The organism is Pseudomonas lopnurensis (genome assembly GCF_015070855.1).
GTDB classification, from domain to species: Bacteria; Pseudomonadota; Gammaproteobacteria; order Pseudomonadales; family Pseudomonadaceae; genus Stutzerimonas; species Stutzerimonas lopnurensis.
Genome location: NZ_JADDIX010000007.1, coordinates 1 through 20,058 on the forward strand (window position 1 = coordinate 1; position 20,058 = coordinate 20,058).

Sequence of the window (20,058 nt, forward strand, 5' to 3'; positions counted from 1 at the left end):
TGCCCGCGAAGCTTTTGTGCGCTGGATTATTCGCGGGCATGGCCCGCTTCTACAGAGGGTACGTTTATCCGCAACAGCCAGCTCAGCCTCGTAGGTTGGGTTGAGGAGCACAGCGACGAAGCCCAACAAAAGATCGCTCGGTGCTGCCAAGAACTGAAGCGCCGCAACCGATCAGTGGAGTGCTGCGCTCAGCCCGGGCGGGTTGCAACCCGCCGAGCGGGCCGGACACCATCCTCTGCAGCCCAACGCTGCCGCAACGAGTCAGCCAAGCCGATCGACGAGTTGTAATCCTTCAACAAAGCCACCCGCGTGAAATGCTGTATCGGAACCGAGCCAAGGGTACGCAAGGCGTGCAATGGATCTCTCATCCGTAACCGTTGAATTTGCATAGTTGGCATCAAATTTTCAACTTAATAAGGCTGCCAAACCGACCCATGTTGACTCGGTAAAATCAACCGATCCCAACCATGGCAAGGACAGCCGATCGAACCCTCACCCGCCCTGCGAGTCAATCAGACAAGCCCCATTCACAGGCGCGCACGCCTATAATCGCGCCCTCACGAATCCGACACAGGTGCACCATGGCCAATCCCTACCACGACCACAACCTGGCGCTGCTGGCCCATCTGCGCGGCATCCTGCTCGCCATGGGCGAGGCCGAACAAGTCTCGGAAGAAAGCCACGCGCTGTTTCTCGAACGCTTCGACGAACTGATCATGAACCTGCAGAACGTGCCGGAAGAACGGCACATGGGCCAGGACATGATCTGCCAGGTCTTCCACCGCTACCCGCAGATCGCCCACCTGGTCCCGCGCGACCTGCTGTGGTTCTTCGGCGGCGACTGCCTGCACTACATGCCCGACGAAGAAATCGCCATCTTCCAGCAACTCGAAGAACGCCGCTACGAAGCCGAGCAGAACGACGAGCCCTTCGACTGGAACCACGAAAAACAACTGCTGGCCATGCCGGATGAAGGCGCCCGGCACTGAAAAACGCATAGGGGTCGCCCTTGGAGGACGCGCCCTGCGGCGCTACAAGTCGAATAGGCACCAGAAAAGCCAAAAGCATCGCCCCTTGGTCGGGCAATCCATAGCGATGTGGTGAATGCCGCAAGCCCGTCGGGAACGGGCGCGGCCTCCCACAAAAGCAGCAAGCCCCTCCGACCCCTGTAGGAGGCGCGCCCTCGCGGCGATTGCAGGCCGAAGGCCTGCCAAGGTCAGGTCCAGCGCTCAGAACTCCGAGTCCTTGGAGAGGCACCAACAAATAGGCCCGCCGGCTGGCAAGCTGTAGGGTATGCCCGAAACCAGCATGGATAGGCAATCAATGACCAGCATCGCTGTGCGCTGGCTGCAACGCCTGAATAACTTCAGCAAAGCGCTCAAGCAACTTGATGAAGCCATGGCGCTCATGCAGCAGCGCGACTTATCGAAACTGGAAAAGCAAGGCGTTATCCAAGGCTTCGAATATTGCTACGAGCTTGGCTGGAATACTCTGAAGGACTTTCTGGTCTGGCAAGGTATCGATGGCATCGTGGGTTCACGCGACGCCATTCGCGAAGCGTTCGGCAGAGGCCTGATCAGCGATGGCCACGGCTGGATGCATATGCTCATGGATAGCAACCGGACCTCGCATACCTACAATGAGGAAACGGCCGAAGCGATCCTGGCCAATATCCAGATGCAGCATCATCCATTGCTCAAGGCTTTGGAGAAAAAGCTGGCAGAACGCGCCGAATCAGCCATATGAGCATCGACAATACCGGGCTCCCGGAAACAGATATCCAGTCGATCAGGAATACCTTCGGGAAGTTTCCCAAAATTTCCGAAGCCATCCTGTATGGCTCCCGGGCCAAGGGTACTTTCCGCCCCGGCTCGGACATCGACCTGACGCTCAAGGGCGATGAGCTTTCCCATCATGACCTGCTCGACATCGAACTGGCGCTGGATGATCTGCTTCTGCCCTACAAGATCGATCTCTCACTGCATCACCAGATCGACAATCCACAGCTACTCGATCACATCGCGCGAATCGGCAAGTCGCTCTACAAAGTGCCTGAAGCCTGAAGAACATCGCCCCGAGGTCGTAATGCCGTTCGGACAAGCCCGGAGAGTACTGTGCAGGCGCGCGTCATGCGCGCGAATCGCGGGCGTGGCCCGCTCTCACATGTGCCCCTGCATCCAGTTCGTAGGGTGGGCAACGGCGAAGCCTTGCCCACGCGTCTGCCGGGTATGAATGCGGATTATCCTTGGCTATGTCTGAGCCGGCTGTTGCGGATAGACATACCCCCTGTAGGAGCGGGCCATGCCCGCGAATATTCCAGCGCGCAAAGCTTCGCGGGCACGGCCCGCTCCTACGGACGTTCAGAACACCTCGACACTTCGAGCACACGCAATTGGGACAGAGCCCAGGATAAAGCCTACGCAGCGATATATCCGGGGCCAACTCGTACAGGCTTTCGCTCCCAATTCAGCAGCTCCCTGCTGCGCCTCATCGGAGTAATCAAATCGAGCCGCTGCCTGAAAGCCAAAGCTTGCTGCCCACCGAGTCGATCAGTAGCCCACCTCGTTCTGGTGTCGGAAAGCCAGAACATACGATGCATCATCGGCCAACTCGGTGGCGATACAGAGCCACATAACCGGAATCCCCGAAGGCAATCACCAACTCACGCAGCGCGGGTAACTCGGGGAATGGGCGGCCAATATCAGGGATCGCTTCCAATTGCAGTTGTAGCTCGATGGCCTGCCCCGCTCGCCTGGCGGCTTCCGGCGCCTTCGCGGCCAGAAACCGACGGCAGCGCTCCAAACCTTCCGCAGCGCCTTCGGTGACGATTACTCGTGGCACCCAGGCACCGCCTTTTCATCACCAGTCCCCCACGTGTTCAACCAGTCGCGCACTTCCTGGCCGGTCAGATGTCGACCGGTTTCCCGATAGGCCGCCCAGGAGGCCAAGGCTTCCTGTTTGAAACTCTCATGAGCTTCTTCACGCTCGACATACTGCTGAATGGCCTCAAGCATGATCCAGTGCGGCGAACGGCGGCGCAGGGCTGGCGAGATGATGGACACGGCTCTTCAACGAGTCGTCGATCTTGAGAGACGTTGCCATAGTGGCCTCTTATCACATGGTAATACCTAGTGATCAATGTAGCTCGGCCCTGCCCCGCGTCCATCCAGAGCGGCACGCTTATCCATAAATTGCCGCGACTCGGGAAACGCAAGAGTCTTTCGAACGCAGGAAGCACGGTAGAAAATCACCTGCCGGCCAAGAGCCTGAAGCCTTACTCCGAGGTCAGGCCTCCCACAAAAAGCAACAGGCCCCACCGAACCCAGGGGAAGGCACGCCCTCGCGGCGATTGCAGGCGGGTGGGCTGCAACCCGCCGAACGGACCAGACGCCAGCTCCCTATCGTCGGGCTGTACCCGCCAGGGATAAGCGCTTGTAGACCCAGCAGCACATCCTCCGCGCACTTCGGACAAGCCCCTCCAGGGACATTCCGTGTGCATGCGACACAGCATGCTTCGACGGTGATTAACATATCGCGCTTGTTGTAGATGGCCTTGTGCAGCAGAATTTCCCGCAGCTTCGATCAGCGCTCATCGCTGATAAACAATCAAGGCATTGCAACAGAAGGCAATCATCGATGGAAACGGATTTTCTCGACGCTCACCAGCGACATTGGGATGATGCGGAGCGACTTTATAATTCACAGCGCTGGGCCAATGCGGATCACCTGTATGGTGTCTCCGCCGAGTGCGGCATGAAACGTCTAATGATCGAGTTCGGCATGCCCTTGGGTAACCGAGGACCTGCAGAACGCGAGGATCGGGAACACATCGACAATTTATGGATGCGCTATGAATCCTATCGAACCGGACATCACCGGGGAGCAGGATACGCCTTGAGCGATAGCAACCCGTTCCAAGACTGGCATATCTCACAACGTTATGCTCCGCAGACCCGATTCGACCAAACACGAACCCGGGGCCATCGTACAGCAGCGCAAAGCATCCGAGCGCTGGTGAGAAAAGCCGAGCAAGAGGGCCTGCTATGAAGACCTTCGACACCATCCTGCCTACCGTTAGTGAGATTCTTGCCGAGCTCGGCTCCGACCTGAAAAAGCTGACTCCGTTAGTGGTCAACCGGGACCTCAATGGCCGTGTCCGCCTGATCGTCGACGAGAAATGGCGCACCGAGAGCGATGCCTGTAACACCCTTACGACAGTTACGCAGCGTATGCATGAGCGCCTGGAAGCTCACGCGTTCCCTCCCGAACGAGCCGTGCTTTTCGAGCAGGACATGGGGCAAATCCTGATAGGCGCTACTTCTTTTCCGCTCGCAGGCATCGATGGGGTTCAAGTGATAGACCGCCTCGCCAGTGAGGGTGACTGGTCGAGCATCGCTGCCATTGCAGCCCCCGTTCCGCGCATTGCATTCTTTTCCATCAAGGGGGGCGTTGGCCGCTCCACCGCCTTGGCCGCCACAGCCTGGGCACTGGCCCGGGATGGTCGGAGGGTACTGGTGGTCGACCTGGACCTGGAGTCTCCAGGACTTTCCTCTTCTCTGTTACCCGATGATCGTCGTCCGGCCTTCGGTGTCACCGACTGGCTGGTGGAAGACCTGGTGGACAATGGCAACGAACTGCTGGAGCACATGGTTGCTACCAGTCCACTGTCCCATGACGGTGAAATTTACGTAGTCCCGGCGTATGGCGCCGAGCCTGGCGAATATGTCTCCAAGCTCGGCCGGGCCTGGATGTCGAAGGTGACCGATGAAAGACGCGAATCCTGGTCCGAGCGCTTGCAAAGGCTATTGCATAAATTGGAAGAGCGCTGGCAACCGGATGTCGTACTGATCGACTCCCGCGCCGGCATCGACGAGGTCGCATCAGCCAGCGTCACCGACCTGGGAGCCAACCCCGTGCTGCTGTTCGCAATCGACGGCGAGCAGACCTGGGTCGGTTATCGGATACTGTTCCGCCACTGGCGTACGACAGGCGTGGCACGCGAAATACGCGACAGGCTCCAACTGGTCGGCGCGATGATTCCGGAAGTGAACACCCACGACTATCTCGCCTCCCTGCGTGAAAGCGCCTGGAACCTTTTCGCCGAGGAGCTCTATGACGAAGTGCCGGCCGGCGAACCGGCCATGGGCGACACCTGGAGCTTCAGCGAGGCCGACGAGAGCGCCCCGCATTATCCCTGGCCAATCCGCTGGCATCGCGGTTTCGCGGCATTACGCTCGTTGCATGCCCGTCTCGAAGACATTGACCCGCAGGAAATCGATACACTCTTCGGCAGTATCGTGACAGGCCTGGAAAACACGCTGGACGGAGCGAACGAACCTTGAGCGAAACGCAGGATATCCGGCAAGCCATTATCGAAGCGCTACCGCTGACCACCTCGAACCACGGTGAAGTACCGGACCAGCGCTCACTTTATCTGCCACCCGCCCATATCAAGGCGCTGCGCCTGGAGTGCAACCTGGTCATTGGCGCCCGTGGTGTGGGCAAGTCATTCTGGACCGCCGCGCTGGGCTCACCGTCTGCCCGGTCCTCGCTCGGGCAGACGGTACGCGAACTGGAACGTACCGACGTGCACATCGGATTTGCCGTCGCGCCGGATATCGACGCCTTTCCCGACGGGGAAGTATTTTCCCATCTGATGGATGCCGCTACACCCTATGACATCTGGCGCGCCGTCGTTGCACGCTGGCTGGCACTCGTCACAAGCGAAACCATCCCCCTCACCACATGGGACGAGACGGTTGCCTGGGTAAAGGCGAATCCAGAATCACTCGCCCGGCTGCTGCAGCGAGCCAACGAACATTTCCGCCAAAGACAGCGTTTCGGCCTGATCGTATTCGACGCCCTTGACCGAACCAGCCGGGACTGGGGCAGGATGGACGATATCGTCCGGGACCTGCTCCGGGTGGTGCTCTGGCTCAAATCCTATCCCAATCTCCATGCCAAGGTATTTCTTCGCGAAGACCAGTCCGATCGTACCGTTACGGATTTCACGGACGCCTCGAAGTTACTCGCGACCAAGGCGGAGCTCACCTGGGCGCCTCACGATCTGCACGGATTGCTCTGGCAAATGCTGTGCAACGCGCCTTCTCTCAATGGCGAGCTATTGCGGCGAATTTACGCTGGGATCGTCGGCTCGCCTCCGCCTCAAAGAGGCGATATCTGGCAACTGAGCGAAGAAATAAAACGGGAAAGCGCCAAACAGAGGGCTCTGTTCGAAGCGCTGGCAGGGGCCTGGATGGGCAGGGACCGCCGTCGTGGCGTTCCTTACGTCTGGTCGGTCAGCCATCTGGCGGATGGTAGAAGGCGTACCTCGCCCCGCTCCTTCCTGGCTGCCATCCGACAGGCCGCGGAGGACTCCTCCGAGCAATACCCGGAACACCCCCATGCGCTTCATTATGAAAGCATCAAGCGAGGCGTTCAGAAGGCATCGGAAATACGAGTCCTGGAGATGGCCGAAGACTATCCCTGGGTCACCCAGGTGATGGAGCCGTTGCGGGGTCTGACAGTCCCTTGCCCGTTCGACACCATCGAACGATGCTGGAGCGATGACTTTCCGAACGGCCTCGGAGTCGCCTCTGGCGAACGCCTGCCACCCCAGCATGCCGAGCGCGGCTGGCCAGGTGTGCGCAGCGACTTGGAAAGACTCGGCGTATTCGAAACGATGAAGGACGGCAGGGTAAACCTCCCCGACCTCTACCGCGTAGGCTTCGGTCTCGGCCGCCGAGGCGGAGTCAAACCACTCAAGTGATTACGCCTCCCCTGTGGGAGAAACGCCTTGCTTGCGAGCACCCCGAAGGCGCCTGCACGCTGCAATTAATGGGAGGCGCTTTCAGCCAGCCATGCAGGAATGTCCCGCATGCAATGTAGAACACGCCATACATCGACGTGGTCATCACGTTCAACGTAAAACACCAGATAGGGATAGCGTTTCAGCGGCCAGCAGAGCAACCCTGGTAAATCCACCTCATGGGCATACCGGGGCATACTCGAGGCCGGATGGCGACTGATGTGGGTATAGGCGTATTCCAGGGCATCGATAAAACCGAGTGCAGCCTGCTCGGCCTGCTCGGCAAGGTAATAGCTGATCGCGTTTTCTACGTCCTGGCTGGCAAGGGCACGTGGAATGACGGGTTTGGCCTTCATCCCCGAGCCTTACGAACCCTGGCGCGTAGGGATTCGAAATAGTCGCCATCCACAGGAACAGTGGGAGCCGATTCAGCCCCAGCCAGCAGCAGGCCACGCAGATGCTGACGATCCTGATCCTTGCGAATCAGCTCCCGCACATATTCGCTACTGGTGCTGTAGCCTCGCAGGCTGACCTGGTCATCGACAAAAGACTTGAGAGCGTCCGGCAGGGAGATATTCATGGTGCTCATGGCTTTGTCCATATTTGACAAAATTTGCCAAAATTATACATCCCTAGCCCTGTCATACCAGTGCCGCAATCACGATGTCGAATCGCGACAAAACGAACCGACAGGGTCTTGTGATGGTATGGCGAGCGTAAAGTGTCCGAAGCTCGTGCTCCGAGTTCGGGCCATCCACAGGGATGTGCTGAGTGCCGCAAGCCCGTCAGGAACGGGCGCGGCCTCCCACAAAAGCAGGCGTAGGGCGGGTTGCAACCCGCCGATCGGACCAGACGCCAACTCCATATCGGCGGGTTTCACCCGCCCTACGAATGCCAAGACAGGTGGATCAGCTTCTCGGCCAACTCGGCAATACGCACTGGCTGCCCCATATCCAGCACGAACACATCCCCGCCCTGCCCCATGGAACCGGCCTGGATCACCAACTGCGCCGCCTCGGGAATGGTCATGAAATAGCGGGTGATCTTCGGATGCGTCACGGTCACCGGGCCGCCGCTGCGAATCTGCTGATAGAAACGCGGAATAACCGAGCCGGACGAGCCCAGCACATTGCCGAAGCGCACCATGGTAAAGCGCGTCTTGTTGACGTGATGGACACCATCCGTGCTGCCGAACAGCACCAGCGCCGGCTCGCGGCTCAGTGCCTGCAGGATCATCTCCGCCACGCGCTTGGTGCTACCCATGACATTCGTCGAGCGCACGGCCTTGTCGGTGTACCTAACTTGCGTACCTTGAAGCCAAACCGGCCAGCAAGCGCACTAAACAAACCCGGCACTCACAATCTGCAAGCCCCTTGGCTGGACCGGTGCTTGTTGACTAATCCCGAGGCCGTTTGAAAGGGGCAAGTCCAGACGCACAGATGCGCATCGTTCCCGAAGCCTATCGGACGGCCCTCACGCCACCTCTGCGACCTATACCGGCCCCGACTCTGAACAGGTCGGGTATATTCACCCGGCCATCGCTCATGATGTGCACCACACCTATCTCTACCAGAGTTTGCAACAGAGCCTGCAATTGCTGCTGAGGGCTTTGGGCACCCTCCAGAGCATGGGGTGGCAGGTATTGGCGATCGTCTTGCATTTGCTCTGCGCGTGGTTTCAGCTGTGCAACCACTCTTGAAGCTTTCCAGCGCTTGAATAGCTCGACAGTTTCTGCCGGCACAACCAGCCCGCGCAAAGGTTTCAGCACCTCACCCACCCAAGGGTAGTCCTCCTTGAGCTCCTGCAGGCGAATATCCGAGGCCTTGGCTACACCGGCCTTGATCCCCTCGTAATGCAATGCCTGGGGGTATCCTTTTTCCTGGGTGACCTGCATGGCCTCTTTTGCCGCCAGCAGAAAACTGCGCGGGCTGACATGGCCGTTGCTATCCGACAGATGATTGGGCAGCCAGCTGTAGGTTTTGCCCCGGCGCCTGTTGCTACCCATATAGGGCGTACTGACATGGTTGAGCAGTTGCTCTTGCCGCTCTTCATCGTTAGATAGCGGTAATGGCAAGGGGTAAAAGTCAGTGTGGGTCGTTGCCGATGGCTTGAAGGTGAGATTCAGTAGTTGCTGCACACCTTGGCGAAAGCGTTCGCCAGCATGCTTCGGGCGGTTGGCCAGCCAGTGCCAAAGCAGACCGTAAAGGTCCACTTTCAACCATTCCAAAACCACACGATTGTGCTGAAGCTTGGATGCATCCGGAAAGGTCCAGATGGTTTTGTCTGCCCACATGTCTGGACGCATGAACAGCTTGATGCGCAACGCCGAGAAAGACCTCATATCCAGACAAACCTTGAGCAACCCCTGGGTCAGGGCACGGATAGTTGGCCAATCACGCCCCAGACGATCGAGCGCGTCAAACACGATCAGGAAGCCCCGCCGCTGACTTTGCAGTGTGCTGTTGATCTTGCTCAGCCACTGTTCCTCCCGTTCCGGGTTGGCTGCCACGAATTGCACGCGCTCAGCCCAAGCTGTGCCTGGCAGTTGCTCCTTAATCTCCGCCAACAGATGCAGCAGCACTACGGTGCGCCATATTTGCTCGGCTTCAAAGCCTTTTTCTAATAAGCTCGCCAGAACCTGCATTGATGGATAACGACTGTCTCCGCGCTCACCGGCAAAACCGACAGCCACCTGGAAACTGTTCAGCCGCAACCGGGGCAGTTGCTGGCTGATGACCTGCCGGGCATCGGGATCACTCAGTGCAGCACTCCAGAAGCTCTTCCCACTACCTCGATCACCCACCACCAAAATGGTGTCCGGGTTCAAGGCCTGCTCATGGCCATTGACCACATAAATTTGCTGCACGGAAGGCGCTTCGGAAGCTCGGTGTGCCGCCACATCCGGGATTTCAGCCAGTCCCTGGCGCACGCTATCAACGAGGCCATCAGTCTTGGTCACGGCTCGCCTCCAGACACGACTGTAAACCTGCAAAAAACTCACCGAACACGGCAGAAATCTGTGCTTCATGCATTCTGCGCAGATCCCTGCAGGGCTCGAAAGCTTCAAAGATATCCACACGCGGGATAATCAACGGGTAATGAGGTGCAGCCTCATCACGCACATCGAAACTTAACCCGCGCACCTCTTCGCTGCTCTCATCATAAAGAGTGTCCGTCCAGAGCCCATAAGAGCAGTCCAGAAAGCGATCAAAATCGTCTGGCATGGCCCGCGCGCTGACCATTTTGAAACGATCCCGCCAATCGCCCTGCTGCAGTTTCTGCTGGGCAAGCTGCGTCAAATGACTGAACAGATAGCGATAGCCTTGCCACGTAACCTCCAGGTCGACGGCGAAACACAGCACCTCTGCATCTAAATGCAACAAGGTCGTGGCTACTGTTTCATGGAGCCCAGCGCGACTGTCCACCAGCACGACATCAGGCTGGTAGTGAGCTTCCAGTGCCTGCAGCATTCTTTGCAAACGCTGCGCAAAAAGCTGCAAGCCCTTTGAGTCCGTTTTTTCAAGGTAAGCCCGCGCCAGTTTCGCCAGCATGTTCTGCGGCGCCTCGTCTGTCGCAGAGCCAAAGGCAGGCACCACCCACAAACCAGCGGGCACTACCGGGCTCTGCTGGGCCATATCAGGCACCAGCATCTCAGCGGGATTACCAACCAGATCCTCCACCAGCCAGTCCGCCACGCCGTACAAGGGCTTGCCGGACCGTTCCAGCAACTGGGCCCCCAAGCCTGGGGCCTCCAGATCCATATCCACCACCAGCACGCTTTTACCTTCCTGGCAAAGCTTGCGGGCCCAGAGTGCCAGAGCAGTACTACGACCCACGCCTCCTTTCAGGCTGAAAAAAACGAAACGCGGTGGATGGCTCAGGTCAGTCTGGCCCGGCTCAAACAGCCAATTCTCACCCATCGCGCGCCGCTCGATCACACGCACTGCATGGTCGCCACGGTAATAAATGATGAAAGGCTCTTCCAACAGCTCGGCACCGGAAAGCGTATCCGAGAGGCAAGCGGCGGGATTTGCCGAACCTGCATAATTTTGCAGATATTCAATCAATAACTGATTCAGCTGCTCAATTTCTGCGCGATGTTCAGCCAACTCGTCGGGCAGCACTATGAACAACTTGCCTTGCATATCGCGCACCACACGGATATCACGCCACTGAACACCCGGATAGCAATGCAGTATTGCATCGACCGCTTTGTCCAGCGCTTGATCAAACGTAACCATAAGAGTCCTTTATACCGGGTGGAGGCAGGCGAGCACTTTGTAGGAGTCCGCTCGGTATTTTGTGCACTGTTCAGGCTTGAAACAAGCATCATCCCAGTACCTGTTCTCCACACGCCAAGCAGCCATGTAGTCCGGGGCGGCAATCACCTGCAGTAAATGTGCCCTGGTACGCCCACTTAGCAGCCGCTTGGCGTCATCCACCAGCTCTGGTAAATGCTTGAAAGGAATCTTCGCGCAACCTGGCTGACTCTGCATGAATGCCTTGATGGTGCACTCTGCCGCAAGGCCATAGAGATGAGAGGCGGTAGCATAGCGTCCCTGGCTCGTTAGCACGTCTGCATCTGTATGCAGCCTGCGGCCTGCCTGATTGTAGTTCTCCACCCATCACTCCCTGTCAAAGCATCCTTCACGGCCAGATCCGCGCGCGCCCTCGCTCGACGAGAGCGACTGCAGGCCGTAGGACTGCCAATGGCCTGAAGCCTGAAGCCTGAAGCCTGAAGCCTGAAGCCTGAAGCCTAAAGCCTAAAAAGCATCGCCCCAAGGTCGGGCCTCCACAAAAAGGGAAAACCCTCTACTCCCCCGCCTCCACCCGTCGCTGCTGGTAGATCCAGTCGACGATTTCCCCTTCCGGCACGTACCCGCTCACCACTTCACGCAGCAGCAGCCGGATCTGCGGGTAATCGTCCTCCTCCACCGCCTTGAGCAGCTTCGCCAGAATCGCCTTGAGCACGTCCCAGGTGAAGTACTCCTCGTTGGCCCGCATGATCATCGAGTGCTCGGTCGGGTTGACGTTGTCGCCGATCAGCAGCTCCTCATACAGCTTCTCGCCGGGGCGCAAGCCGGTGAACTCGATAGCGATATCGCCATGCGGGCATTTCTCCGACCGCACGCTCAGCCCGGACAGGTGAATCAGCTTCTCGGCCAGTTCCGCGATTTTCACCGGCTGCCCCATATCCAGCACGAACACATCCCCGCCCTGCCCCATGGAACCGGCCTGGATCACCAACTGCGCCGCCTCGGGAATGGTCATGAAATAGCGGGTGATCTTCGGATGCGTCACGGTCACCGGGCCGCCGCTGCGAATCTGCTGATAGAAACGCGGAATAACCGAGCCGGACGAGCCCAGCACATTGCCGAAGCGCACCATGGTAAAGCGCGTCTTGTTGACGTGATGGACACCATCCGTGCTGCCGAACAGCACCAGCGCCGGCTCGCGGCTCAGTGCCTGCAGGATCATCTCCGCCACGCGCTTGGTGCTGCCCATGACGTTCGTGGGCCGCACGGCCTTGTCGGTGGAGATCAGCACGAAGTTCGTGACACCCGCCTGCACCGCCGCCTGGGCGGCATTCATGGTGCCGAGGATATTGTTGAGCACGCCCTCGGCCACGTTGTGCTCCACCATCGGCACATGCTTGTACGCGGCGGCGTGGTAGATCGTCTCGACCTTCCAGGTCTGCAGCACGTCCAGCAAACGGTCACCGTTGCGGATCGAGCCGAGAATCGGCACCAGTCGGGTCGAAAGCGCCTCTCGCTCGATCCGCCGCTCCAGCTCCATATGAATGCTGTACAGGTTGAACTCGCTGTGCTCGAACAGCAGCAACACCTGCGGCTTGTTCGCCAGAATCTGACGGCACAGTTCGGACCCGATCGATCCACCCGCCCCGGTCACCATCACCACCTGGCCACGGATGCACTGTTCGAACAGGGCCTGTTGCGGCGGCACGGCATCGCGGCCCAGCAAGTCCGCGATGTCCACTTCCTGAATGTCCTCGACCTGCACCTTGCCGCTCGCCAGGTCCATGAAGCCCGGCACGCTGCGCACATGCAGCGGGAAACGCTCGAGCATTTCCAGAATCTCGCGCCGACGGCCCCGCGAGGCAGAAGGAATGGCCAGCAGGATTTCCCCGGCGCCGGTCTCCTCCACCATCTGAGTGATGTGCTTGGCCGAATAGACGCGCAGCCCGGCAATGGAACGGTTCTGCAGGTTCGGATCGTCGTCGATGAAGGCCACCGGTCGCATCGCCCGGCCCATGCGCAAGGCGGCCACAAGCTGATTGCCCGCCGCACCTGCGCCATACACCGCCACCCTGGGCAGCCCCGCCTCCTTGCCCTTGAGCTTGGTGAAGGACACCGGCGAAAACCAGTCGCCCATAAAGTACTGGCGCATCAGCAGGCGCAACCCGCCGATCAGCATCAGGCTCAACCACCAGTAGTTGAACACCATCGAGCGTGGAATCAGCTTGGGTGCATCGGTTCGCCAGTAGACAGCCAACGAAAGCAACAAGGCCGAAAGCGTGACGGCCTTGGCTATTGCCATCAGCGCGTCGTTACCGAGGTAACGCATCACCGCGCGGTACATACCGAAGCGAATGAAGAAGGGAATCGAAAGCAGCGGCGCAACGCCGAACAGCCAGGCATGCCCCCCAAACGGTTCGACGAAGCGGGCGTCGCCAAGGCGAACAAAAAAAGCCAGCCAGAGTGCCAACCAGACCAGCAGCACATCCGCCACGACCTGTAGCAGGCGCTTCTGCTGCCTCGGCAAACGCACCAGCCGGGCCCGTAGGTTTTCAGCCAACCTCAACACAAATATCTTCCTTTCTTACCACCCGGTTTCCGGGCCACTCCATAGCTTATAGAGATTCCCATGCTGGAAACGCAGCGAATAACGACCATTCAGCCAGAATGCCGCCTGGATTCTAGCCCTGCGTCTTTTTGACAACACGATCACCGGCACCCTTGCCTGCCACAGTCATCAGGATGTATTTGAAGTAATCGACCAGCGTAAGACTTTGGATCATTTTCTGGTCCGTCTCGGCCAGCAATGCCGGGGTGGACATATCGATCTCATTAACCTGAGCCAAGCCAGTAATCCCAGGACGAACGTCAAAGACGCCGCGCTTGGCACGCTCCTCGGTCAGCTCTTGCTGGTTGAACAGCCCGGGGCGCGGCCCGACCAGACTCATCTCTCCCTTGAGCACATTCCACAGCTGGGGCAATTCATCCAGCTTGGTCTTGCGCAGAAAATGGCCGAAACGGGTAATGGATGCGCTGCTCGCCAGATGAGTGGCAACTGAGGCGGTATCCACCTTCATGGTGCGAAATTTCACCAAAGTAAAGGGCTTCTGGTGACGCCCGACGCGTACCTGACGAAAGATGGGCGACCCCGTATCGAACAACCCAACAATCGTCAGCACCAATAGCACTGGAAAACCAGCCACCAGGCCCAACAGCGAGAAAACAAAATCGAATACTCGAATCACAGGTTTATCCGGTAACAGATTAATGGGACCGCTCGAAGCAGCGCTTGAGCCCTTCTTCCACCGTGTACGGTGGCTTCCAGTCCAGAAGTTCACACGTCTTACTGATATCCACCTGCAGCGAACCAAGCAACCGTTGGGCCATCGCCGCTTTGCCTAGCAAGGCAGCCCCAAACTGAAGCATGCCAGCCGGGACAGGAATCAACCGGGCAGGCTTGCCCATCGCTCTACCCACGCCACGCAGCAGTTCAGAAGTAGACAGATCCTCGCCATCGCCAGCGAGGAACACCTGATTAGCTGCAGCAGGATGATCGATACAACGGATGATCAGATCGACCAAATTGTCGATACTGACCAGGGAACGCTTGTTATGAATAGCGCCGAGCGGAAGAGGAATCCCCTTCTCGACTAACTTGATCATGCTGGCGAAGTTACCCTTGACCCCCGGCCCATAAACGAGCGGAGGGCGAATTATCACCACCTCCATTCCAGTATGGGCAGCCAGTTGCATCAAGCCTTGCTCAGCTTCCAGCTTGGAGAGCCCGTAGGGATCTTCAGGTGCAGGCGCGTCGCTGGATACGAATGGTTTGCCCAAAGGCGTCGACTCACCATTGACCTTGATAGAACTGATATAGATAAAACGCTTGATTCCGGCAGTAGCAGCCTGACGAGCCAGATTAAGCGTGCCCTCCACATTGACGAGTCGGTATTCGGCAAGAGGATCGGCAAGCTCGTCCTTCATGATATGGGCACGAGCTGCAGCATGAATGACTACCTGCTGACCAAGCAGAGCTTGCGACCAATCATTAGTAGCGCAAAGATCGCCTACTGAAAAAGCTGCAAAGCGCACCTGAGCTAGAGGTGAGCGCACCGCGCACGAAAGGATGATCTGATCCTGCTGGGATAGACGAGCGATAACGGCGCTCCCCAAGAAACCGCTCGCACCGGTCAACAGGACTTTCATAGAAATACCTGCTTGATGTATTTGACTGGCAATCGAAGCAACAGCATCGGCAAGCATGAAAAAACGCCGTTTTCACGCAGCGAACGCAGCATCTCGCGAGTAGAAGTCAAGTTGCTTTTCCAGCCCGCTGTACTCGCTCCGCCGGTGCGCATTCTAACCCACTGAGTACCTGCGATACGGTATTTTGCTCGATCGAGCAGCAGCAACCTTACGAGAAAATCAAAATCCGCAGCGATCTTGTAGCCTAGCTTGTATAACCCAACACGCTCATACGCAGTTTTCCGTATGAAAATTGCAGGGTGTGGCGGCATAAACCCCAAACGAAACATCCAGGGCCGAAAGCCCGTCGCACGATAAGTTCTGACCGGTTTGTTCAGATCCTCGTCCGACACGAAATCCACATCCCCCATCAGTACCTCCAAAGCTGGATCAGCTGCGAAGGCATCGGCGACTTCCTGCAATACGTGAGAATGCAGATAGAAGTCGTCCGAGTTGAGGATGCCGATGATTTCGCCGGTAGCGCGCTGCACACCTTTGTTCATCGCATCGTAAATTCCGCGATCAGGCTCGGAAATGAGCTGGCTAACCAGTTCAGGACGCTCACGTACGATATCGAGTGTCGTATCAGTTGAGCCCCCATCAATCACGATATAGTCCAACGCCGGATAACCTTGTGCCTGTACTGAGTCGAGCGTTGCTTTTATGGTAGCGGAACTGTTGTAGGCCACCGTGATTACTGAAATCTTCAAGCATTCCCCTTAGGCGCGCCCATACTGGTCTTCAAGCCGCACGATATCGTCTTCTCCCAGATAGGAACCCGACTGAACTTCGATTAGTTCCAGCGGAATTACACCGGGGTTTTCCAGAGCGTGTACTTGGCCCACCGGTATGTAAGTCGATTGGTTTTCGGTGACCAAGTAAGTTTTGTCGCCGTTAGTCACCTTGGCAGTGCCGCTGACCACGACCCAGTGCTCAGCCCGGTGATGATGCATCTGCACAGACAGCTTGGCGCCTGGTTGGACGGTGATGCGCTTGACTTGATAACGGTGTCCGCTGTCGATGGCGTCATACATCCCCCATGGGCGATAGACCTCCCTGTGATTGAGGTGCTCATGGCGATTATCAGCCTTTATGCGCTCGACAATCTTCTTCACGTCTTGCACCTGGCTTTTATGGGCGACCAGCACGGCGTCCTTGGTCTCTACGATTACCAAATCTTCAACGCCAACCGTTGCCACTAGGCGACTGTCGGCATGAACAAAGGAGTTGCGAGTGGCCTGCCCGAGGACATCCCCCTTAAACACATTCCCTTCGGCATCCTTCTTACTGGTCTCCCAGAGCGCCGCCCAAGACCCTATATCGCTCCAACCAGCATCTAGTGGCACCATAACCGCGTCGTCGGTTTTCTCCATCACGGCATAGTCGACGGAGTCCTCTGGACAGGCCAAAAATGCGGCGGCGTCTACCCGAGTGAAATGCATATCCTGAGTGCCGGACGCAAGTGCTTGACGACAGGCTGCAAGTATTGCCGGGTGGTGACACTCCAACTCGTCCAGATACCGGCTCGCTCGGAACAAGAACATACCGCTGTTCCAAAAGTAATCGCCGCTTGCCAGGTATTCCTCTGCGATACTCAAACTTGGCTTTTCCACGAAGCGGCTCACTGCAAAGCCGCCCTCGCCCAGCCCCCTGCCCTTCTCTATATAGCCGTACCCAGTTTCTGCGTGGGTAGGAACGATGCCGAAGGTTACCAACTTGCCATCGATAGCAAACGGCATCGCAGCCCGGATGCTGGAGTGGAAGGCATCCACGTCCTGAATCAGATGATCGGCAGCCAATACAAGCAGAACCGGATCGTCGTCATCCAGCATTGCCTGCAACGCCGCCAAGGCGATGGCTGGCGCTGTGTTTCGTCCCACCGGCTCAAGCAGGATGCTGGTTTGCTCCATGCCCAACTGACGAAGCTGTTCGGCAGCGATGAACCGGTGCTGTTCGTTGCAAATCAGCCGAGGCAAACCAACTTCCAGACCATCCAAACGGCGGATGGTCGACTGCAACATGGACAGTTGCGCATCGGTCAACGCCAGAAACTGCTTTGGATTCAGTTGCCGCGATAACGGCCACAGGCGCGAGCCCGAACCGCCGGCCATGATTATCGGTAGAAGCATTTCATTTTCCTTTGCACATAGGCATACGCAGCTCGGGCAGATAAGCACGTGAATTTGCATGCACCTCGGAGCTGGCCTCGACTTCGTTGAGCGACCACCAACGACATGCACTGTGCTGCTCACTAGACAGCATGAGGGCGTGCCCAATGGGCAACAGCAAGTGATAGGCAAGCACTACATAGTGGGTATCAATGCCGTCCTCGGCTGTACCAAACACACTATCCGTATAGAAATGCTCATATACGCCTAGCAGTCGTGCAGACGCACGGTCGAAAGCACTTCCCAGCTCGCCAGATGTGAGACGTCGGAAAGCTCCATCGAGAGTCTCGTTTTTCTGGATACGACCACCTGGCACGAACCAGTAGCCCTGAGCCGGACGATTCAGGCGACGGCCGAGAAGCAGTTCGCCAAGCTCGTTCTGCACAACAAGATCAATGGAGACTAACGGAGTAGAGGCCACTACGCCGCGAAAAGTATCGTCGCTTAACCACATGCACGCATTCCGAAATGCATGACCATCAGTGCGCCCGTACCTGCTCGGCATTCGCGACGTACCACAGATAGGCGTCACGCAGCCCCTCTTCCAGCGTAATACTCGCCTCCCAACCGAGGCTCTTGAGACGAGAGACATCCATCAGTTTGCGAGGAGCACCGTCCGGCTTGCTAGCATCGAATGTCAGCCGCCCGCTGAAGCCCGTGACATCCGCGATGGTTTCCGCCAGCTCACGAATAGTGCAATCCAAGCCGGTGCCGACGTTGATGTGCGAGAGCATTGGTTGGGTGTTGGCTTGGTAAATGTCTTGGTCAAGCTCCATGACGTGGACGCTGGCAGACGCCATATCGTCAACGTAGAGGAATTCACGCATCGCGTTGCCACTTCCCCAGATCACGACCTCTTCGTCACCGCGTTGAACTGCCTCATGGAAGCGCCGCAGCAGTGCAGGGATCACGTGACTGTTATCGGGATGGAAGTTGTCATGCGGGCCATAAAGGTTAGTCGGCATGACGCTGCGGTAGTCGCGCCCATGTTGACGGTTATAGCTCTCGCAGAGCTTGATGCCGGCAATCTTGGCAATGGCATAAGGCTCGTTGGTAGGCTCGAGGGCGCCGGTCAATAACGCCTCCTCCTTCATCGGTTGCTCGGCGTGCTTGGGGTAAATGCATGAGGAGCCGAGGAACAACAGTCTCTGCACACCATAGGTGTGCGCCGCATGGATGATGTTGGCCTCGATCATCAGATTCTCGTAGATGAAATCAGCCGAATAAGTGTTGTTGGCATGTATGCCGCCTACCTTGGCTGCGGCCAGATAAACCTGATCGATCGCATGGGACCGGAACCAGGCGTGCACAGCTTGCTGATCGAGCAGATTCAGCTCGTCCCGCCCAGCAGTGAGGATATTGCCGTACCCCAATGCCCGAAGGCGGCGGACAATCGCCGAGCCCACCATGCCGCGATAGCCGGCCACGAATATGGTCTGGTTCAGATCACGGGCCACAATCAGTTCTCCATCGATACCGGTACGTCATGACCATGCTGCTTGAGCAAGGCATGGCGTTGTGCAGCTTTGAGATCCTCACGAATCATCTCGGCGCACATCTCCTGAACCGTAATTTCCGGCACCCAACCGAGCTTCTGCTTGGCCTTGCTTGGATCCCCCAGCAGTGTCTCCACTTCGGCAGGACGGAAATAGCGTGGATCGACACGGACGATCACATCGCCAATTTTGAGCGCTGGCGCCTTGTCACCTTCGATGGATTCGATTACAGCAGTTTCATCCACGCCCCGCCCCTTGAAACGCAGCGTAATACCTAATTCCTTTGCGGACCATTCAATGAATTGCCGCACGGAATACTGAACCCCCGTAGCGATAACGAAATCTTCAGGCCTTTGTTGTTGAAGCATCATCCACTGCATACGCACGTAGTCCTTGGCATGCCCCCAGTCCCTTAGTGCATCAAGATTACCCATGTAAAGGCAAGACTCCAAACCCTGAGCAATATTGGCCAAGCCACGAGTAATCTTGCGAGTTACGAAGGTCTCGCCTCGGCGCGGTGACTCATGATTGAAAAGAATGCCGTTGCAGGCATACATGCCGTAGGCTTCTCGATAATTCACGGTGATCCAATACGCGTAGAGCTTCGCTACCGCATAGGGCGAACGAGGATAAAACGGCGTAGTTTCCTTCTGAGGAACTTCTTGCACCAGGCCGTAGAGTTCGGAGGTCGAAGCTTGATAGAAGCGAGTCTTTTTCTCCAGCCCAAGCAAGCGAATGGCCTCGAGGATGCGTAGCGTGCCCATGGCATCAATGTCGGCGGTGTACTCTGGCGACTCGAAACTGACTGCCACGTGAGACTGCGCGCCGAGGTTGTAGACTTCGTCGGGCTGCACTTCTTGGATTATCCGAGTCAGGTTGGACGAGTCACTCAGATCACCGTAGTGCAAGACAAAGTTCTGATTCCTGACGTGTGGGTCTTGATAGATGTGATCGACCCGTTGGGTATTGAACGATGAAGCTCGTCGCTTAACGCCATGGACCTCATAGTCCTTCTTAAGTAACAACTCAGCAAGATACGAGCCATCTTGGCCGGTAACTCCGGTAATCAGCGCGACCTTTTTCAC

21 protein-coding genes and 2 pseudogenes are annotated in these 20,058 nt (G+C 57.5%); 6 read left to right on the forward strand and 17 right to left on the reverse strand.

Annotated elements, in window-relative coordinates; translation table 11 throughout:
- Positions 1 to 581: 581 nt before the first annotated feature.
- From IN820_RS00370 to IN820_RS00380, 3 genes are all read left to right on the forward strand, one after another.
- On the forward strand, positions 582 to 989 hold the full coding sequence (locus IN820_RS00370) for a PA2817 family protein (RefSeq protein WP_193679074.1): 408 nt from the start codon (positions 582 to 584) through the stop codon (positions 987 to 989).
- Positions 990 to 1,323: 334 nt separating this feature from the next.
- Entirely contained in the window at positions 1,324 to 1,746 is a 423-nt protein-coding gene (locus tag IN820_RS00375; protein WP_193679075.1) for a nucleotidyltransferase substrate binding protein, read from the forward strand.
- On the forward strand, positions 1,743 to 2,063 hold the full coding sequence (locus IN820_RS00380; protein WP_193679076.1) for a nucleotidyltransferase domain-containing protein: 321 nt from the start codon (positions 1,743 to 1,745) through the stop codon (positions 2,061 to 2,063). The genes IN820_RS00375 and IN820_RS00380 overlap by 4 nt, the downstream gene beginning before the upstream one ends.
- Before the next feature lie 535 nt (positions 2,064 to 2,598).
- Here the strand turns inward: IN820_RS00380 and IN820_RS00385 are convergent.
- From IN820_RS00385 to IN820_RS00395, 3 genes and pseudogenes are all read right to left on the reverse strand, one after another.
- Positions 2,599 to 2,841, reverse strand: coding sequence for a type II toxin-antitoxin system RelE/ParE family toxin (locus IN820_RS00385; RefSeq protein ID WP_456239174.1), 243 nt, complete (start codon positions 2,839 to 2,841; stop codon positions 2,599 to 2,601).
- Entirely contained in the window at positions 2,829 to 3,062 is a 234-nt protein-coding gene (locus tag IN820_RS00390) for a CopG family ribbon-helix-helix protein (protein WP_456239175.1), read from the reverse strand. Before IN820_RS00390 ends, IN820_RS00385 begins: the two co-directional genes overlap by 13 nt.
- Positions 3,063 to 3,454: 392 nt before the next feature.
- A pseudogene (locus IN820_RS00395) lies at positions 3,455 to 3,576 on the reverse strand (IS5/IS1182 family transposase); the annotation flags it as partial.
- On the opposite strand from IN820_RS00395, the gene IN820_RS00400 reads away from it, so the two are divergent.
- The 3 genes from IN820_RS00400 to IN820_RS00410 are packed head-to-tail and all read left to right on the forward strand — an operon-like array spanning position 3,556 to position 6,769.
- Positions 3,556 to 4,047, forward strand: coding sequence for an SAM-dependent methyltransferase (locus tag IN820_RS00400; protein ID WP_207793460.1), 492 nt, complete (start codon positions 3,556 to 3,558; stop codon positions 4,045 to 4,047). The pseudogene IN820_RS00395 and the gene IN820_RS00400 sit on opposite strands and share 21 nt — an antisense overlap.
- On the forward strand, positions 4,044 to 5,342 hold the full coding sequence (locus tag IN820_RS00405; protein WP_193679078.1) for a ParA family protein: 1,299 nt from the start codon (positions 4,044 to 4,046) through the stop codon (positions 5,340 to 5,342). The genes IN820_RS00400 and IN820_RS00405 overlap by 4 nt, the downstream gene beginning before the upstream one ends.
- Positions 5,339 to 6,769 (forward strand): hypothetical protein, encoded by a 1,431-nt coding sequence (locus IN820_RS00410; protein ID WP_193679079.1) that lies wholly within the window; start codon positions 5,339 to 5,341, stop codon positions 6,767 to 6,769. The genes IN820_RS00405 and IN820_RS00410 overlap by 4 nt, the downstream gene beginning before the upstream one ends.
- 65 nt (positions 6,770 to 6,834) lie before the next feature.
- On the opposite strand, the gene IN820_RS00415 is transcribed toward IN820_RS00410, so the two are convergent.
- The 14 genes and pseudogenes from IN820_RS00415 to gmd form a co-directional block, all read right to left on the reverse strand.
- Positions 6,835 to 7,164 (reverse strand): type II toxin-antitoxin system RelE/ParE family toxin, encoded by a 330-nt coding sequence (locus tag IN820_RS00415; protein ID WP_193679080.1) that lies wholly within the window; start codon positions 7,162 to 7,164, stop codon positions 6,835 to 6,837.
- On the reverse strand, positions 7,161 to 7,397 hold the full coding sequence (locus IN820_RS00420) for a ribbon-helix-helix domain-containing protein (protein WP_193679081.1): 237 nt from the start codon (positions 7,395 to 7,397) through the stop codon (positions 7,161 to 7,163). The genes IN820_RS00415 and IN820_RS00420 overlap by 4 nt, the downstream gene beginning before the upstream one ends.
- A gap of 308 nt (positions 7,398 to 7,705) precedes the next feature.
- Positions 7,706 to 8,101: pseudogene (locus IN820_RS00425) on the reverse strand (polysaccharide biosynthesis protein); the annotation flags it as partial.
- Positions 8,102 to 8,267: 166 nt separating this feature from the next.
- Positions 8,268 to 9,767 carry a PH domain-containing protein gene (locus tag IN820_RS00430; protein WP_193679082.1) on the reverse strand — a complete coding sequence of 500 codons (1,500 nt, stop codon included), beginning with the start codon at positions 9,765 to 9,767 and terminating at the stop codon, positions 8,268 to 8,270.
- Positions 9,754 to 11,049, reverse strand: coding sequence for a tyrosine-protein kinase family protein (locus IN820_RS00435; RefSeq protein ID WP_193679083.1), 1,296 nt, complete (start codon positions 11,047 to 11,049; stop codon positions 9,754 to 9,756). Before IN820_RS00435 ends, IN820_RS00430 begins: the two co-directional genes overlap by 14 nt.
- A gap of 9 nt (positions 11,050 to 11,058) precedes the next feature.
- On the reverse strand, positions 11,059 to 11,430 hold the full coding sequence (locus tag IN820_RS00440; protein ID WP_193679084.1) for a hypothetical protein: 372 nt from the start codon (positions 11,428 to 11,430) through the stop codon (positions 11,059 to 11,061).
- A gap of 190 nt (positions 11,431 to 11,620) precedes the next feature.
- Positions 11,621 to 13,624, reverse strand: coding sequence for a polysaccharide biosynthesis protein (locus IN820_RS00445; protein ID WP_193679231.1), 2,004 nt, complete (start codon positions 13,622 to 13,624; stop codon positions 11,621 to 11,623).
- Positions 13,625 to 13,745: 121 nt separating this feature from the next.
- Entirely contained in the window at positions 13,746 to 14,309 is a 564-nt protein-coding gene (locus tag IN820_RS00450) for a sugar transferase (protein WP_193679085.1), read from the reverse strand.
- 19 nt (positions 14,310 to 14,328) lie between these two features.
- Positions 14,329 to 15,270, reverse strand: a complete 942-nt coding sequence (locus IN820_RS00455) for a UDP-glucose 4-epimerase family protein (RefSeq protein WP_193679232.1) — start codon at positions 15,268 to 15,270, stop codon at positions 14,329 to 14,331.
- Complete coding sequence (locus IN820_RS00460; protein WP_193679086.1) at positions 15,267 to 16,019, reverse strand: glycosyltransferase family 2 protein; 753 nt, start codon at positions 16,017 to 16,019, stop codon at positions 15,267 to 15,269. The genes IN820_RS00455 and IN820_RS00460 overlap by 4 nt, the downstream gene beginning before the upstream one ends.
- A gap of 9 nt (positions 16,020 to 16,028) precedes the next feature.
- On the reverse strand, positions 16,029 to 17,438 hold the full coding sequence (locus tag IN820_RS00465; RefSeq protein WP_193679087.1) for a mannose-1-phosphate guanylyltransferase/mannose-6-phosphate isomerase: 1,410 nt from the start codon (positions 17,436 to 17,438) through the stop codon (positions 16,029 to 16,031).
- 1 nt (position 17,439) lies between these two features.
- Positions 17,440 to 17,931, reverse strand: coding sequence for a GDP-mannose mannosyl hydrolase (locus tag IN820_RS00470; RefSeq protein WP_193679088.1), 492 nt, complete (start codon positions 17,929 to 17,931; stop codon positions 17,440 to 17,442).
- A gap of 25 nt (positions 17,932 to 17,956) precedes the next feature.
- Positions 17,957 to 18,934, reverse strand: a complete 978-nt coding sequence (gene fcl, locus IN820_RS00475; protein WP_193679089.1) for a GDP-L-fucose synthase — start codon at positions 18,932 to 18,934, stop codon at positions 17,957 to 17,959.
- Positions 18,935 to 18,936: 2 nt separating this feature from the next.
- Positions 18,937 to 20,058 (reverse strand): GDP-mannose 4,6-dehydratase, encoded by a 1,122-nt coding sequence (gmd, locus tag IN820_RS00480; RefSeq protein WP_328822058.1) that lies wholly within the window; start codon positions 20,056 to 20,058, stop codon positions 18,937 to 18,939.

Bases quoted from the DNA above. Each gene is read 5' to 3' on its own strand.
- IN820_RS00380 (WP_193679076.1), top strand. From the start codon at position 1,743: ATGAGCATCGACAATACCGGGCTCCCGGAAACAGATATCCAGTCGATC.
- IN820_RS00415 (WP_193679080.1), bottom strand. From the start codon at position 7,164: ATGAAGGCCAAACCCGTCATTCCACGTGCCCTTGCCAGCCAGGACGTA.
- IN820_RS00455 (WP_193679232.1), bottom strand. From the start codon at position 15,270: ATGAAAGTCCTGTTGACCGGTGCGAGCGGTTTCTTGGGGAGCGCCGTT.
- IN820_RS00375 (WP_193679075.1), top strand. From the start codon at position 1,324: ATGACCAGCATCGCTGTGCGCTGGCTGCAACGCCTGAATAACTTCAGC.
- IN820_RS00435 (WP_193679083.1), bottom strand. From the start codon at position 11,049: ATGGTTACGTTTGATCAAGCGCTGGACAAAGCGGTCGATGCAATACTG.
- IN820_RS00405 (WP_193679078.1), top strand. From the start codon at position 4,044: ATGAAGACCTTCGACACCATCCTGCCTACCGTTAGTGAGATTCTTGCC.
- IN820_RS00470 (WP_193679088.1), bottom strand. From the start codon at position 17,931: ATGTGGTTAAGCGACGATACTTTTCGCGGCGTAGTGGCCTCTACTCCG.
- IN820_RS00420 (WP_193679081.1), bottom strand. From the start codon at position 7,397: ATGAGCACCATGAATATCTCCCTGCCGGACGCTCTCAAGTCTTTTGTC.
- IN820_RS00370 (WP_193679074.1), top strand. From the start codon at position 582: ATGGCCAATCCCTACCACGACCACAACCTGGCGCTGCTGGCCCATCTG.
- IN820_RS00465 (WP_193679087.1), bottom strand. From the start codon at position 17,438: ATGCTTCTACCGATAATCATGGCCGGCGGTTCGGGCTCGCGCCTGTGG.